Annotated in this window: 14 protein-coding genes; 7 read left to right on the plus strand and 7 right to left on the minus strand. The window is 30.1% G+C overall.

All coding sequences use genetic code 11. The annotated features are described in order from the left end of the window. The first annotated feature begins 15 nt into the window (after nt 1–15). The 3 genes from ABXT66_RS04295 to ABXT66_RS04305 all read left to right on the plus strand — a co-directional run bounded on the left by ABXT66_RS04295 (nt 16) and on the right by ABXT66_RS04305 (nt 4,444). Complete coding sequence (locus ABXT66_RS04295) at nt 16–2,439, plus strand: ligase-associated DNA damage response DEXH box helicase (RefSeq protein ID WP_443644423.1); 2,424 nt, start codon at nt 16–18, stop codon at nt 2,437–2,439. After that, nucleotides 2,436–3,101, plus strand: a complete 666-nt coding sequence (gene pdeM, locus ABXT66_RS04300; RefSeq protein WP_443644424.1) for a ligase-associated DNA damage response endonuclease PdeM — start codon at nt 2,436–2,438, stop codon at nt 3,099–3,101. The genes ABXT66_RS04295 and pdeM overlap by 4 nt, the downstream gene beginning before the upstream one ends. A 308-nt stretch (nt 3,102–3,409) precedes the next feature. Further along, nucleotides 3,410–4,444, plus strand: a complete 1,035-nt coding sequence (locus tag ABXT66_RS04305) for a YeiH family protein (RefSeq protein ID WP_443644425.1) — start codon at nt 3,410–3,412, stop codon at nt 4,442–4,444. A gap of 2 nt (nt 4,445–4,446) precedes the next feature. On the opposite strand, the gene ABXT66_RS04310 is transcribed toward ABXT66_RS04305, so the two are convergent. The 3 genes from ABXT66_RS04310 to ABXT66_RS04320 form a co-directional block, all read right to left on the minus strand. Further along, nucleotides 4,447–6,042, minus strand: coding sequence for a hypothetical protein (locus ABXT66_RS04310; protein ID WP_443644426.1), 1,596 nt, complete (start codon nt 6,040–6,042; stop codon nt 4,447–4,449). Nucleotides 6,043–6,149: 107 nt separating this feature from the next. Then, nucleotides 6,150–7,925, minus strand: a complete 1,776-nt coding sequence (gene ggt / locus ABXT66_RS04315) for a gamma-glutamyltransferase (RefSeq protein ID WP_443644427.1) — start codon at nt 7,923–7,925, stop codon at nt 6,150–6,152. A gap of 30 nt (nt 7,926–7,955) precedes the next feature. Then, nucleotides 7,956–8,861, minus strand: a complete 906-nt coding sequence (locus ABXT66_RS04320) for a TauD/TfdA dioxygenase family protein (protein ID WP_443644428.1) — start codon at nt 8,859–8,861, stop codon at nt 7,956–7,958. 143 nt (nt 8,862–9,004) lie between these two features. Between ABXT66_RS04320 and ABXT66_RS04325 the strand changes: the two genes are divergently transcribed. Genes ABXT66_RS04325 through ABXT66_RS04340 form a run of 4 tightly spaced genes read left to right on the plus strand, consistent with a single transcriptional unit; the run spans nt 9,005 to nt 11,999 of the window. After that, nucleotides 9,005–9,841 (plus strand): hypothetical protein, encoded by an 837-nt coding sequence (locus ABXT66_RS04325; RefSeq protein ID WP_443644429.1) that lies wholly within the window; start codon nt 9,005–9,007, stop codon nt 9,839–9,841. Between the two features lie 30 nt (nt 9,842–9,871). After that, nucleotides 9,872–10,654, plus strand: coding sequence for an SDR family NAD(P)-dependent oxidoreductase (locus ABXT66_RS04330; protein WP_443644430.1), 783 nt, complete (start codon nt 9,872–9,874; stop codon nt 10,652–10,654). A gap of 26 nt (nt 10,655–10,680) precedes the next feature. Continuing rightward, nucleotides 10,681–10,884: a DUF2842 domain-containing protein gene (locus tag ABXT66_RS04335; RefSeq protein ID WP_443644431.1), complete on the plus strand. Its 204-nt coding sequence runs from the start codon at nt 10,681–10,683 to the stop codon at nt 10,882–10,884. Nucleotides 10,885–10,898: 14 nt separating this feature from the next. Next, complete coding sequence (locus ABXT66_RS04340) at nt 10,899–11,999, plus strand: mandelate racemase/muconate lactonizing enzyme family protein (RefSeq protein WP_443644432.1); 1,101 nt, start codon at nt 10,899–10,901, stop codon at nt 11,997–11,999. 4 nt (nt 12,000–12,003) lie between these two features. On the opposite strand, the gene ABXT66_RS04345 is transcribed toward ABXT66_RS04340, so the two are convergent. From ABXT66_RS04345 to ABXT66_RS04360, 4 genes are read right to left on the minus strand one after another with little or no spacing between them, the layout of a single operon-like run. Next, nucleotides 12,004–12,624, minus strand: coding sequence for a hypothetical protein (locus ABXT66_RS04345; RefSeq protein ID WP_443644433.1), 621 nt, complete (start codon nt 12,622–12,624; stop codon nt 12,004–12,006). Between the two features lie 2 nt (nt 12,625–12,626). After that, complete coding sequence (locus ABXT66_RS04350; RefSeq protein WP_443644434.1) at nt 12,627–14,330, minus strand: hypothetical protein; 1,704 nt, start codon at nt 14,328–14,330, stop codon at nt 12,627–12,629. Nucleotides 14,331–14,334: 4 nt separating this feature from the next. Next, nucleotides 14,335–15,306: a membrane dipeptidase gene (locus tag ABXT66_RS04355; protein WP_443644435.1), complete on the minus strand. Its 972-nt coding sequence runs from the start codon at nt 15,304–15,306 to the stop codon at nt 14,335–14,337. Between the two features lie 55 nt (nt 15,307–15,361). After that, nucleotides 15,362–15,745, minus strand: a complete 384-nt coding sequence (locus tag ABXT66_RS04360; protein ID WP_443644436.1) for a phosphate-starvation-inducible PsiE family protein — start codon at nt 15,743–15,745, stop codon at nt 15,362–15,364. Nucleotides 15,746–15,798: the final 53 nt, after the last annotated feature.

Consider the following 15,798-nt stretch of genomic DNA (forward strand, 5'->3'; position numbering starts at 1 on the left):
TCATAATATATAACAATGTTAGATAATTTAAAGCTTCAACCTATAGAAAATTGGTTAAAAAAAAATAATTGGTCTTTTTATGATCATCAATTAGAGACTTTAAAACATTCAAAAAATGGTTTTGATATATTATTAGTTGCACCAACAGGTGGAGGAAAAACTTTAGCAGGTTTTTTGCCATCACTTGAGGATTTGATTGAAAATAAAAGTCCTAATAATAAATTGCATACTTTATATATTTCACCTTTGAAAGCTTTGACTGTAGATGTTCACAGAAATTTAACTAGTCCAATTGAAGATCAAGGACTTGACATAATAGTAGAAACAAGGACAGGCGATACTTCAAGTTATAAAAAAAATAGGCAAAAACAAAAACCACCACATATGCTTATGACAACTCCTGAGTCACTTGCTTTATTATTAGCTGATACGAAAGCTAGCGAGTTTTTTAAATATTTAAAATACTTAATTGTTGATGAGATCCATAGCTTGATAAATTCAAAAAGAGGGGATTTGTTATCGTTAAATCTGTCACGTTTAAATTCTATAACTCCAGATTGTAAGAGAATAGGATTATCTGCAACAATTAAAGATAAAGATTCAGTACTTAGTTTTTTATCACAAAAGCTGAAAGCTAAAATAATAAATATTGAAGAAAAATCTAAGCCTAATATTGATATATTAGTTTCAAATAATAGGGTTCCATGGTCAGGTCATATGGCAGGTTATGCTATTGCAGATATTTATAAAGAAATTAAAAAGTCTTCAACAACTATTATTTTTGTTAATACACGTGCTCAAGCAGAACTTGTATTTAATAAGCTTTGGCATGAAAATGAAGATAATTATAAAATAGCTATACACCATGGAAGTTTAGAAAAAGAAATTAGGCGTAAAGTTGAAAATCTTATGTCGCATGGTGAATTAGACTGTGTGGTTGCAACAAGTTCATTAGATTTAGGTATTGATTGGGGTAAGGTTGATTTAGTTATCCAAATTGGTTCCCCAAAGGGTATAGCTAGGTTTTTGCAGCGTATTGGAAGAAGTAATCACAGATTTAATCAACCCTCAAGAGCTCTTTTAGTGCCAGCTAATAGGTTTGAATATCTTGAATGTATCTCAGCAATAAATTCAATACAAAAGCAACTTATTGATGGAAGCACCGAAAAAAAAGGAAGTTTAGATGTTTTAGCTCAGCATATTTTAGGTGTAGCTTGTAGCAATCCATTCCAGCTAGATGAACTTTACTTGGAGATTAAAAATTCTTGGTCTTACAGAAATTTAACTAAAGATAAATTTTTAGAGGTTTTGGAGTTTGTTAAAAATGGTGGTTATTCATTAAAACATTATGAACATTATTCTAAAATTGGAATTAATAAAGAAAATTTATATGCAATACAATCTTCAAAAGTAAGAAGTAAATATAGGCTAAACGTTGGTACCATAGTTGAATCTTACATGCTTAAAGTAAAATTAGGTAGAAGAACTTTAGGACAGGTTGAAGAGTGGTTTATAGAAGGATTAAATGAAGGTGACACTTTTTTATTTGGAGGAAGAATACTAGAATATCAAAATGTACAAGAAAATAATGTCATAGTAAAATCTACTAAAGATCAACACCCCAAAATACCATCATACTCTGGAGGAAGGTTGCCTTTAAGCTCTGAACTTTCATTAGAGGTGAGAACATTATTAAATCATAAAAAATCATGGGAAGAATTTCCTTCACAAATTAAAGATTGGCTTAGTTTACAATCTAAGTTTTCAACAATTCCATCCGAAAAAGGGCTGTTAGTAGAGAGCTTCCCAAGAAAAATTAATAATAAAAAAAGGTTCTTTTTAATTTCTTATTCATTTGAGGGACGTAATGCAAATCAAACACTTGGTTTTTTAGTTTCTAAGAAAATGCAACGAATGGGTTATAAACCAATTGGATTTGTAGCAACAGAATATGCTTTAGCAATATGGTCAATGAATGAAGTTGAGGACATAAATATACTTTTAAATGAAGATATAATGCTAGATGATTTGTATGAGTGGCTAGAAGAGACACCACTATTAAAGAAAAACTTTAGAGATGCAGCTATAATTTCTGGTTTAATTGAAAGAAAAATACCTGGACAGGTTAAAACTGGGAAGCAAGTTATATTTAATTCTGATTTAATTTTCAATGTTTTAAAAAAACATGAACCAAATCATATTCTATTGCAAGTAGCCCGAGATGATGCTTATAGAGGGTTAATAGATTTAGATAGATTAAGCGAGTTTTTAAAGAGAATTAAAAACAAAATTATTTATAAAAAATTAGATCAGATTTCTCCATTAGGCATTCCACTAGTATTAGAGGTTAATAGACAAACAATAAACAAGTCAGATGTAAATGAATATTTTCTTGAGGAACTAGAAAGTGAAATGTTGGATGAAGTTGGTTTAAATTGAAAGTTATAAATTTTAACAATCATGAATTCAAAATAAATAATGACGGTGTTTTATTTTGGCTTGAAAAGAAAATTGCTATTGTATCAGATTTGCATCTTGAAAAAGGATCTAGCTTTGCATCGTCAGGGCAGTTTGTTCCCCCATTTGATAGTGAAGAGACACTCAAAAAACTTATTAATTTTCTCAAAACACATGAAGTACAAACAATAATACTGCTTGGTGACACTTTTCACGATAGAGGTGCTTTAAACAGGATGTCTTCCAAAGTTAAATCTATTTTTGATAGTCTTGTTGAAAATTATGAAATTATATTCGTCCTTGGAAACCATGAAAATAAAATGAAATCTGCTTTTATTAAATTCTATGAACGTTATATTGTTGATGATATTCATTTTCTTCATGAGGCTGTTTTAGAAAAAAAATATCAGATTTCAGGACATTTTCATCCAGTGGCTTCTCTTAAAATTAATTCAAAACAAATCACTGAGAAATGTTTAATTCACTCAGAAAACCATATAATAATGCCGGCCTTTGGAGAATTTACTGGTGGACTTAATATAAATAACCCTGTTTTCAAGCCTTTTTTGAACAGGAATTACTACATATATTTTTTAACAAAAAAATCTGTATATAAATTCGCATCTCACGACATTAAAACTTAATTTATAATTTGGTATAAAATTTTCGACTTTGATTTTTAATTTATATTAATTGGAGTTTAAATGTATGAATATAAGTTTGGTTATCAAATATAAGTCTTAAATGACGGTATAGTTCATGTTGGGTATAGAAATGTAAATATTCAACAGGTCCAGAAAAATTTAAACCGCAGTAAATCAGAAATAACTGAAATAATGTCAACTAAGAAGATTGAAAGAGTTCAAGAAAAAGAAAAAAAATAGCATAAATTTTTTAAAAGTTTATATTCTAGTTATATAATTTTAATATCGATTTAATAGAGTATAAAACTATGAATTTTGTAAAAGAAAATTTTTTTGGATTTCTCTTAGTTTCTTCATTAGTATTATTTTCTGTAATTTTAAATAAATATTTATCCAACAATAATATTTTAATTTCTGCAGCCTTCATATGTATTTTACTTGGACTATTAGTAGGTAACCTTTTTCCTTCAAATATAAAGATTGAGACCTTTATAAATTTTTCACTGAAAAAATTATTAAGAATTGGTATCGCATTATTAGGACTTAGTCTTAGTTTAACTGAGCTATATAATTATGGCTCTATTTCTCTGTTTTTGATTGTTATTAACATTATTATAGCATTCGTAATAATAAAGTATTTATGTCAATTTTTTAAAGTATCAAATAATTTAGGTTATTTAATTATTATGGGGACTTGTATATGCGGAGTTACCGCAGTTATAGCCACCTCGTCAATTATAAAATCTGATAAAAATGAAACTAGTTATGCTGTTGGTATAGTCACTTTATTTGGAATGATTGCAGTTTTTACATATCCTTATTTAGCTAATTATTATTTTGATTTAACTCCAGATTTAGCAGGTGCTTTTCTTGGTACAGCTATTCATGATACAGCTCAAGTAAGTGCTGCTGGAGTCATATATTCTGAGATATACAATAGTCCTGAGGCCTTGAATTCAGCGATGACGACTAAGCTTTTAAGAAATTCTTTTCTGATTATTTTAATTCCACTTATTGCATATCTCTACAACAAAGATAACGACATGAATGTAAAAAAATCAGTTAAAGATTTTTTCCCTTTGTTTGTCTTCGGATTTATCTTTTTTTCTTTTTTAAGAACTATTGGCGATGGATTAATCACTGATACTAGTTTAATAAATCACTGGAAAAATTCTCTTATATTTGCAAAAGAAATATCAATATACTGCATACTTTTTGCTATGGTTGCTTTGGGTTTACAAACTAACCTTAAGAATATGGTAAAACTTGGAGTAAAACCTCTTTTAATAGGCTTAGCTGCATCAACTTCTGTAGGAATAGTTAGTGTTGTTTATCTTATCTAAATTTAATAAGATAACAGCTTTATCTTTTTAATTATGTAAGTAACTAGTATTGGAATAATAAGAGTTAACAAACATACTACAATTAATAGTATACCAAGTTCAGAATAATCTTCTGCTACTTTAATATCACCTTTATTAGTTTTGACTTCACGAGTTATTACAAAAACTTCATTTAAATACTTGGTTCCTAAATTACTTGCAGAAAGTGCCAAGTTAGTAAAACTTGCAAGTACCGCAAAAAATGTTGCTTTTAGATGACTTGGAGCAGATTGTGCTATCCAGGCTAGAATTGGAATCATTGAAACTTGTCCTAAAGGACTTTCCAGTGCTGTATTGAAGATTGCTATAAATCGGGCATCCACAAGCCCATTTGTAAGTTTGGATGTGTATTCGTGAAATCCATAAAACATCGCAATTGAAGGGAGAATAAAAAATGAGCCTGCTATAGAAAGGATAACAATGAGCTTAGTCATTGAAGATTTTTCCATTAAAGGTCTTAGGATAAAAATACCTATAATGGTTAAGATTGAAGCTATTAATCCAAGTAATGATAAAAACTCTTGGTCAAAATTTAAGACATCTATTTCAAACCAACTTCCTCCTTGGCCAACACCAGGCATTGCTCTAAAAGCAAAAATGACAATAGCTGTTCCTAGAAGCATTTTTTTTGCATTAGCATCCAGTTCTTTGGACAATTTAATCAGCAAAAATAAGATAATAGCAAATGAGCCGACAAAAACAATTTCTTGAGAAAATTTTATATTTGACGTTCCAACTGCCAATGTAAAAATAACAAAAATGATTGACCCTATTATGATTAGTAAATTTGGCTTTGTCATTTCAGGAATAACAAAAATCATATTTTTAGCTTTTAAAGGTTCCATTCCGTTCCTAATAAGAGTTTTTAGTTTATTTTGTTTATTAAAATAAGCTAAAATTATTCCTGATATTGAAATGATTGGAACAACTAAGGAATATAAATATATATCCCCATAAGCACTGATTTTTTCTAATTCAGTCATTTTGGACGAGTCTGAAAACACTATTAAGTTAAGTATTGAGACTAATACAGTACCAAAAATTATGGAAACTCGTCCTAATAACTGCATGGACACATTTAAAGACTTTAAAATTTTAAAATCTATTATCTTCCCATTATCATCAATTTTTGGAACTGCCTCAACAGTCATTGCATCTGCAACAACATCTTGCAAAACAAACCCAATTGGAGCTAATAAGGCTGAAATAACAAACCATGTTTCAGCATTCAGTATATTTACCATCTCTAACTTAAACTGAATAAGACAAAACATAATTATGCTACTGGTAGCCATGACTAGTGCACCTAGAATGACTAGAACAGATTTAAACTTCCAAAGGATGTCTACCAGATGGCCTAAAGGCATTTTCAAGACCCAAGGTAGACCTACCCAGAAACCTAACCCAGCTAAAAAAACGGCAGATAAATCTAAATATTCTTTAACAAAAAACAGACCAACAATATTGGTTATTCCTGATACGCCTGCAGCTAGATAAATCATTAAAGGTGGAACAAAAGAAAATTTAAAAGAACCAAATATTTTATTCATATTATTCATTAAATTCACCTTTAAACTTTATATGATTTAGTCATAAATTTTATGAGCAATAACTCAAACGTACTAATAAAATAATAGGAGATGCTTACACATGTCAAACAATGATCCTAATTACCAATGGCAATTCCTTCTCTTCTATGATCTGAGCCGCCATATAATTTATCATCAATAAGAATAATGTTTAATCCAGATGAAAATTCTTTTAATTTAACTTTGTAATTCATTGCTTCTAATGAAGGGCGAAGCTCATTTAAAAAAGTATTCTTTTCTAAATAGTAAGTTCCATATTTATTAATCCCATGTGGAATTGATGCTGCTTCCTGAACATTCATTTTCCAATCAATTAAAGAGACTACGGCATTTATAACATACCCAATTATATTGCTTCCACCAGGGCTTCCTAAAATATAAACTGGCTTATTATTTTTTAATATTATAGTTGGGGCCATTGATGACCTAGGCCTTTTGCCTGGGGCAATATTATTAGCTATTTTTTTACCATTTTTAAATGATTTGAATGAAAAATCTGTTAACTCATTGTTCAACAAAAATCCACCATTTGTCATTAACCTAGATCCAAATCCATTTTCAATCGTTGATGTCATAGATAGAGCATTTCCATATTTATCTACAATTGAAATATGTGATGTAGAAGGTAACTCTAGGGAAATGTCTTCGTTCCAATTTGAAGAAGACTTACTAATTAAGTTTCCAGCTTTAACTTTCTCTATTTTATTTTTACTATTTAAAAACTTTGCACGTTTATTTATGTAAGTTTGATCAGTTAACTCTTTAATTGGAACATACACAAAATCAGTGTCAGCTATGTATGCGTCTCTATCTGCAAAAGCTAGTCTTGAGGCATCTCCTATTATTCTCCATGTATCAGGATTATTAGGTCCAAGTTCTGAAATATTATATCGCTCTATCATCCCAAGTATTTGACTTATAGTTAACGCACCTGAAGAGGGTGGTCCCATTCCACATATTTCGTAATTTCTATACTTTGAACAAACTGGCTTTCTTTCTATTACTTTATAATTAAGTAGATCTTTATGAGATAGATTTCCTGGGTTGATTTTAACATTGTTTACAGATGAAATTATGTCATTGCTAATTTCTCCGTTATAAAAAACCTTGGCACCTGAGTTTGCAAAAGCTAGAAGAGTATCCGCATAATTTTTATTTATATGAATACTACCTGCCCTTAAAGGGACATTATTAGGTAAGAAATATTTCTTTGTATTTTTAAACTTACTTAAGGAATTTTTGCTCCTTGTAATTGATGAGCTCAGTTTCTTAGAAATAACAAAACCATTTTTTGATAAATTAATCGCATCTTTAAAAAGTAAAGACCATTTAGTTTTACCCCATCTCTTATAAGATTCTTCTAACAAAGCAGGGGTTCCAGGTGTGCCAACGGATTTTCCTCCAACAACAGCATCAAAAAATTTTAATGGATTACCGTTAGAATCTTGAAATAAATCTTCCTTAACTAATAATGGAGCTGTTTCTCGGCCGTCTAGGGTAATAACTTCTTTTTTGTTATTATCAAAGTAGACCAAAAATGCTCCTCCACCCAGACCTGATGATTCAGGTTCTACCAAGCCTAAAACTAACTGGGCTGATATCATAGCATCAACTGCTGTTCCGCCTTTTTCTAATATTTTCCCTGCTACAACTGAAGCCTGTGGATTAGCAGTTACTACCATCCAGTTATCTGAAGTTACAGGTTTTCGTTCTTCTTTTAATTTAATATTTTTATTTTGAGTGTTAATATTAAAAACTTCAGGATTAATTTTGTCAGAGATTTGCTCACTTCTAGCCGTATATGAAATTGTTATTAACAAAAAAAATATTAATTTAAGATTAGGAAATAACATTATATACCCTTTTAATTTTACTTAAATAGTTTAACTAGATAGTTTTCTTACTTCGTTAGAAAAAGGGCCAAGTACTGGAACTTTACCTTCTACAGTCCCTCTAATCATCGCTCTTCTATATTTAGCATAATCGTAAGGTATAACTCTATGAAGTAACACTCTATTATCCCACATTATCAGATCATTTTTTTCCCATGAATGTTTATAACAAAATTGAGATTGGCTTATGTAATCAACAAGCCATGCATGAAGTTCTTTTCCTTTCTCTAAACTCATTCCTCCAATTTCAAGGCTTGTATTGGATGTAAAATATAAAGATTTTTTAAAACTTCTATCAGGATGAACTCTAATAATGGGATGAGTAACAGGTGGAAAATTTGATTTTTCTTCGTGAGTTAACTCTGGAAGACCTGGTTCTAACCTTCTTATGTCATTATATGAATGCACTTGATGAAGTGGTTGTAGAAGTGTTTTTTTCTCTTCTGAAAGATTATCGTAAGCAATCAACATATTAGAAAACTCTGTTTGCCCACCTATAGCTTCCTGAGGAAGAGTTTCTTGTCCAAAAAGAATAGAAAAAGAAGCTGGGTGATATCTATATGAACTATCAGTATGCCACCTTGAATTATTTTTTTGTAATATAACTCTTTGATCATTTGGTGAAAGATGTTTTCCATCTTCTGAAACGTTGGATACATTAAAAATCTCTATCTTACCCTTAGTCTTATCCTTTTCTGGGTAAGCTTCCAAATCACCAAAGTTTTTTGTAAATTTTGCTAAAGTTTTGCCATTTAAGTCTTGGTTTTTAAAACATATGAAATGGCTTTCTTGAATAGTTTTTTTCAAAATTTCTAAATCATTGTTGTTTATTGTTTGGGAACAATCAAAATTAGTTATTTTAACACCAAAATTTTTAGTTAATTTTTTAATATCCATTTTGATAATTAACCTCCAGAAATTATAAATAATCTTATTAGATTAAAAAAAATTGTAAATATTTGATATGTTAACTAACATTTGATTTTTATTAATTATATTCTTTATAATAACATATAAATTAAAATTAGAGGGCTTTTTCAATGCAATGGACAATCCTAAATGTCTCTATTCCCGTTAATGATTTAAAAAAATCAAAGGAATTTTATGAAATGATTTTAGGTCCTCCAAAAAATGAAGGAAATTTATACCAATCTTTATTTGAAAATGAAGAAAATGTTTTTTTTGGAAAACAAGGCTTTGGCCTGAGGTTATTTAAACCCAAACCAGACCTTGTGGTTTCAAATTATATTCAAAGTAGAAGAAGTTATATTTCTATTTTAGTAGATAATATTAATAGTATTAAAGGTAATTTGGACAGAGAAAACATTCATTATATTTTTAATAATTCAGGTAACCAAAACTCTTTTAAAAGTCTACTGGTTCAAGAACCTTCTCTAAACCTTGTTCAATTTATTGAAAATCCTAATAGTTTTAATGATAATATTAACGGATGGGAAATGGGTTTAGAATGGGGTATTCATCATATGAATTTAGAGTCATTGGATGTTAGAAAATCTATGAATTTCTTTTGTAATTTAATTGGCATGACTGAAGGTAAGTGGGTTGCACCAGTTAACAAAGGTGACTTTAGCATTGATCCAACAGAGTTAGCTATTTTACCCTTATCAGATAATAATAGAGGATTGCATGTCATTAAACCAGATGATGGTTTTGGGTGGAGAAACAATTTTGCGCATAATCCCTCAATTGGAGGACATCCCGCCTTTACAGTAAAAGACTTATCAGCTTTAAAAAACAGATTAGATAAAGAAAAAATTTTATATTCAGATGCAAAGGTGTATGCGATGCCAGGTTTTCATCAGATTTATCTATATGACATCAATGCAAATATGTTAGAGATTAATCAGGCTGTCTAAATATTATTAAAAAAATATCTTAAGATAAATATGAACAAAATTTTTGAAAATGTATGTATTACTGGAGCTGGAAATGGTATAGGGCAAGCTATTGCTATTGCCATGAGTAAAGAAGGTTATAATGTAATTTGTGCTGATATAAATTTTGAAGAAGCAGAAAAAACAGTTGAAATTATATCAAGTCATAATGGTTCTGGTTTAGCAATAAAAACTGATGTAACTAATGTCGAAGATATTAAAGATATGGTTAATAAAGTAGTAGAGCAATTTGGTTCTTTAGATGTTATGGTTAACAATGCCGGTGTAACAAGAACTTCAAGTATTATGGATTTAGATGAAAAAGACTGGGATTGGATACATAATGTGAATGCAAAAGGAACGTTTTTCTGTTTGCAAACTGCAGCAAATCAAATGATTAAACAAAAAACCGGTGGTAGAATTATAAATATGGCTTCAGTTGGTGGAAAGGGTTTTGTTGATGTTTCAAATGCAATTTATGCTGCAAGTAAAGGTGCTGTTATAAGCTTAACTAAGACTGCAGCTCAAGAATTAGGAAAATACGATATAACTGTAAATGCAATCTGTCCCGGCATTACTCATACAAATATTTTATCAAATATTGTTAAAAAAAGAGCATTAGAACAAGATAAATCAGAAGAAGATATCATGAAGCATTATGTGAGAGATATTCCATTAAAAAGACCAAATGATCCTAAGGATATTGCGGCAATGGTTGTTTTCTTATCATCTGAGGGAGCAAGAAATATCTCTGGTCAATCATATAATGTTGATGGTGGATTAATTCCTAGTTAGAAAATAAATTATTTAAGGATAATATTGTGAAAAGATGGAGACATTTTACGGTCGTAGTTGGAATTATTCCAGCTTTAGTTATTTACGTTGCTATGTTCATGTATATATTTGAATATGTAACTGGATACTTTTGGCTTTTGGATTGGTTGATTTATATAATTGCTGGATTATTGTGGCTATACCCTGCAGCAAAGGTAATTACATGGTTAGCCAATAATGAAGCTCATTAAATATATAGGTTCGTATGAAAATAACTGATATTCAAGTTTTTGAATTAACAATACCTTTCTCTAGAGGTGTAAACAAAAAACCTCCATCTAACTTCCTTAAAGCTGATGCTTTAGATTTTTGTCTAGTAAAAATAGAAACTGACCAAGGAATTATTGGCTGGGGAGATGCTTTTGCATATCATTGTAGACGGCCCGTTGCAGAAGCTATTAACCATATGATTAAACCGCATCTGATAGGTAAAAATCCATTAAATGTTCAGCAAATTAATTTTGAACTCCAAAAAACTCTTCATCTTTTTGGAAGGTATGGCATAACCATCTTTGCTATAAGCGCCATTGATATTGCTTTATGGGATATTTTAGCCAAATTTAGCAATCTTCCACTATATAATATTTTAGGTTCTTCTGGTGGTAAAAAAATGGAAGCATATGCAAGTTTATGGCGTTATGAGGATGTTGATGCAGTTAAAGACAGGTGTAAACATGCTAAAAATCTTGGATATAAACATATAAAATTACATGAAACACATACATCTGAAGTAGAAGCCGCCAGAAACACGTTAGGTAATGATATTTCTATAATGGTTGATACTAATTGTCCTTGGACAAAAGATAAAGCTAGACAAATGTTAAATGATTGGGAGGATTATAACCTTTACTGGGTAGAAGAACCTATAAACCCTCCAGAAGATTTTGAAAGTTTATCAAACTTAAGATCAGAAAGTTTAATTCCAATTGCGGCTGGAGAAAATGCTTGTACTTCCTTTGAATTTAAAAAGATGTTTGACGCTGAAGCTGTGGATTACGCTCAACCTAGCGTTACAAAAGTTGGAGGAATTACAGAGTTTAAGAAGATATCTTCGCTTGCTGATAATTATGGTGTTCAGGTTATGCCTCATTCTCCTTATTTTGGACCTGGCTTTTTAGCTACGTTACACCTTGCTCAGTCAATGCCTAATCCAGGTCTATTAGAAAGATTTTTCATAGATTTTGAAGCTTATCTTTATCCAGAAAAAACATTTAATCCTAAAGATGGTTTCTTTGAAATATCAGATCAAATAGGCTTAGGTTTAGATCCTGACATTGATGTAATAAAGGATTATAGAATTAAATAATAAATTAATATCCAGCGCCAGATTTGGATGCGTCACTTTCAGGTACATAAGTATCAAAAGCCATTGACTTTAACTTTTCCCAACATTTTTTATTAACTCTAGAGGCAAATGATACATCAGATAAAATTAATTCATTTATATTATAATTTGTATTTTTTTGAGTAACATTAAGATAACAATAACTATTTGTATTACTCAGGTTATTTAAATTCACGTATAATTTTTCTTTATCGGTTATGGCAATAATATTATGATGTTTATCACTTAATTCTAAATGACATTTTTGTTCATGCGATATTAAATCCATTGCAGCTACTAAAAATTTAGGACTGTTTAAATAACCTTCCCAGGTCCTATTGTTAGAAGCAACATATTCAACTAAAACCATTCCCATTAAAGCTGATGATAATGGTTTATCATAAGTGTTATCATTTACTGAAGTTGAAATATTACCAGATTTATATAAATCAGTAGTTTTTAAAATAGATCCAAGAAAAAATTGATTGTGAGTTGCCAACCATTTGCACAAGTTTGCACTATCTTTTGCTATGCCCCAATCAATATCTATGCTTCTGAGTGCTTTGTAAGTTTCAGAGTAAATTTGATTTGAAGATACTTCTAACATTTTTAGGCATCGGATAGATATGGAAAAATCCAATCACATGCATTTTTTTCCTGCAATTGATGTGGAAGTGGTGCTCCTTGAAATAGCGTAATTCTTGTCCATAAATCTGATTTTGGATCATATTTTGAAGCTCCAAAAAAACTTAATTTACATCTAAGAATGTCTATTGGTTTAGTTTTATCAGAATGCAAATTATCCTGAATTTCACTATATTCAGAAGTGTCATTTATAATTATCCTACGAATAATATTTCTAGTTTCAGGATGTTTGATCATTACTTCTGAAATTGTCATGTTTTCTGGTAAAGTTTCTAATAATTTCAAAGTATTCTGAACTTGGTGGGCTATGTCAAAAGGTAATTGTTTTTCAGTTCCATGATCTCTTACTTGCACACCCAATCTAGGTTCTAATTTAGCTTGAGAAGTATACCAAAAAAAGTGATTTTCCTTTTGATCATTTACAACAACTTTTAAAGCCCAATCATAATTTTGTCTGATGATATTAATTACTTTTTTTATTTTATATTTTATTGGAACTGATTTTGTCTCAACTGCAGCCATTTCCTCAGTTAAGTTTTCAACAATATTTGAAAATGGTTCAATAAAAATAGAATGAAGTATTTCTTCAGTTTCTAAACTTATTTGATCAACAAAAAAATCAAAAATATTTTTTAGAGGATATGTCTGGCTTAATAATTTTTTGGTGTTTGGATTGTTTATAATTGTTTCTAAATCTAACGAAAGGTTTTTTATTCTTACTGATTGATTTTGATCATCAACTTTCCACTGAGCACAGTAACCTAATGCATTATTTAATAGAATAATGATTTCATTTTGTTGTTTTATATCTAAATTCTCTATGGCCAATACCTTAGATATAGCAGTTTCCCTAGCATTTATCCATTTATGTAACAATTCAGGGTGATTTATTAAAAAAGGTGCCATCCCTAAACCTGTAGCATTACCCACACCAAGATGTTTTGAAATTTCATCAGATAATCTAACTGAGGAAACACCACCTTTTATTTTGGCAAGAAAATTTACTAATTCTATGGAAAAAAACCTTATCAAATATACTGTTAGCATTTCAGCTTGAAATGGTTTTTTTAAAAAAACTTGTTCTGAAATACCATCAAAGTCACCAATACCAAATTTACCATTACCATAAACTGCCGTCGTTCTTACTAGGTAGCCAATATCATTGATTAATGCTTTATCGGGTTGTTTACCTTCTGATAAAGATGATAACACGCTGTTAAAAACTCTTACTGATTTGTTGGCTCTGCTGAGTGTCATTTGTTTGGGTAAATGATGCCCAGCTTCTTGAACCTTTAAATTCTTAGACATGTAGTTGATTTCAGCTTGAGTTGGTTTACCATTAAAGAGAGAGAAGGTCATATCCCATTTTTCAGCTATCACTCTGTCACTTCTATCTTGATCTTTTATGGGATGACAAAAAACTACTAAACAAAATTCATTAGATCCTTTAACGCTAGAAATTATTGCGTTTCCAATACCATGCTTATCAATATCCCATTTAGAAATTTTAATTATCCATTTATTAGTTTTTAGTTGATCTATCAACTGTCGGCTAAATGATAATCTTGTTTGATGAAAACTACCAAGCCGGTCTAATTTCATAACTTTAGATGGTTCTCTTAGTAAAGATTGTTTTCGTGTTTTTTTAGTTTTATAAATAATTTTCATTTTTCTAATTTGAATTAAACGATTTACGAAAAAAAGATAACCAGTTTTCACCTTTTATCTTATTAATTTCATCATTTGAAAAACCATATTTTTTCAGCCCTTCAATAATATTATGCCAGTCTCTATTATCTCTAAACCAATTAGGCATATCTGGAAAACCTGGATTAGAAGCAGATCCTTCTCCATAATCTATTTCTCTAGTCCATTTTCCTACTCTCATCCACTCTACAATACTATCAGGTTGATCCTGACAAAGGTCTGAGCCAAAACCAATATGGTCAATTCCTATTAAATCTGCAGTTCTAGCTATCATTGAACAAAAATCTTCAAGAGAGCATTGACTACTATTATTTAAATGGTGCGGATAAAGAGAAAAACCAAGCATTCCATGACTTTCAGATAGTTTTTTTAGAATTTGGTCAGATTTATTTCTTTTTGCAGGATGCCAGAAAGACGGGTTTGCATGACTTATAACGATTGGTCTTGAAGATAATTCTATAGCTTCAAAAGTAGACTTCTCTGAAGAGTGTGACATGTCAACAACCATTCCCACTCTGTTCATTTCTTTGATAACTTCTTTACCCATTCTAGTAATACCAGGATCATTTTCTTCATAACAACCTGTAGCTAATAAAGATTGATTGTTATAGGAAAGTTGCATAAACCTTCCACCAAGTCTGTGAAGAATTTCCACTAATCCAATATCATCTTCTATTGGCGAAGGGTTCTGAAAACCAAATATAACAGCTGTTTTATTCTGCTTATTAGCTATTTCCACATCTTCTGCGTAAAACGCAGGCATAATTAAGGAAGGGTATTTTTCAAACCAATTATTCCACTGCTCAAAGTTGGATACAGTTTCCCTAAATTGTTCGTGATATGAAATAGTCACATGAACCGCAGTAAGATTAGAGTCTCTCCATTGTTTAAAAATTTTTTCTGACCAATTACAATATTGCAAACCATCTATAAGCATTTATTTTCCCAAATTTTATTATATAAATAATGAAATGATACAATACTCATTATTTTTATTCATCGATATTTGCTCTAAATTTTTCAGGAGGTCTGGTTCTTATAATCAGACATGCTATAGCTACTAAAACAATAGCACCTGCCTCGTAAAGTAGGTCGCTTGGTTCTTTGCCTTGAAGAATTATCATTCTTGCTAATGCAGTCATTGCAATAAACAAGGGTAAGGTTACTGGTATTCTGCTACTTCTATAAAACGCCGCGACCATTCCAAGAACTTCAGTATAGATGAAGAGTAAAAGTAGATCAGCTAAAAGAACTCTTTTATTTTCAATCAAAACCATTATTTCTTGTGCGGTAGCAAAAAGGGTCGCAAAAGCAATAAATATTAACAATGATTTTTCTGCATAATGAATATATTTACTTATAATTTTATCGTCCATAAAACACCTCTCAAACATTATTATTTTGAATGATTTTTCAAAATTTACAAGAA

It is taken from the genome of Candidatus Levibacter sp. Uisw_134_01 (genome assembly GCF_047717795.1).
Taxonomy (GTDB): Bacteria; Pseudomonadota; Alphaproteobacteria; order Puniceispirillales; family Marisalimonadaceae; genus Marisalimonas.

Excerpts from the sequence above, each read along its gene's own strand:
- ABXT66_RS04350 (WP_443644434.1), bottom strand. The coding sequence starts at position 14,330 with ATGAAAATTATTTATAAAACTAAAAAAACACGAAAACAATCTTTACTA.
- ABXT66_RS04310 (WP_443644426.1), bottom strand. The coding sequence starts at position 6,042 with ATGAATAATATGAATAAAATATTTGGTTCTTTTAAATTTTCTTTTGTT.
- ABXT66_RS04295 (WP_443644423.1), top strand. The coding sequence starts at position 16 with ATGTTAGATAATTTAAAGCTTCAACCTATAGAAAATTGGTTAAAAAAA.
- ABXT66_RS04320 (WP_443644428.1), bottom strand. The coding sequence starts at position 8,861 with ATGGATATTAAAAAATTAACTAAAAATTTTGGTGTTAAAATAACTAAT.
- ABXT66_RS04345 (WP_443644433.1), bottom strand. The coding sequence starts at position 12,624 with ATGTTAGAAGTATCTTCAAATCAAATTTACTCTGAAACTTACAAAGCA.
- ABXT66_RS04325 (WP_443644429.1), top strand. The coding sequence starts at position 9,005 with ATGCAATGGACAATCCTAAATGTCTCTATTCCCGTTAATGATTTAAAA.
- ABXT66_RS04330 (WP_443644430.1), top strand. The coding sequence starts at position 9,872 with ATGAACAAAATTTTTGAAAATGTATGTATTACTGGAGCTGGAAATGGT.
- ABXT66_RS04340 (WP_443644432.1), top strand. The coding sequence starts at position 10,899 with ATGAAAATAACTGATATTCAAGTTTTTGAATTAACAATACCTTTCTCT.
- ABXT66_RS04355 (WP_443644435.1), bottom strand. The coding sequence starts at position 15,306 with ATGCTTATAGATGGTTTGCAATATTGTAATTGGTCAGAAAAAATTTTT.
- ABXT66_RS04360 (WP_443644436.1), bottom strand. The coding sequence starts at position 15,745 with ATGGACGATAAAATTATAAGTAAATATATTCATTATGCAGAAAAATCA.
- ggt (WP_443644427.1), bottom strand. The coding sequence starts at position 7,925 with ATGTTATTTCCTAATCTTAAATTAATATTTTTTTTGTTAATAACAATT.
- ABXT66_RS04305 (WP_443644425.1), top strand. The coding sequence starts at position 3,410 with ATGAATTTTGTAAAAGAAAATTTTTTTGGATTTCTCTTAGTTTCTTCA.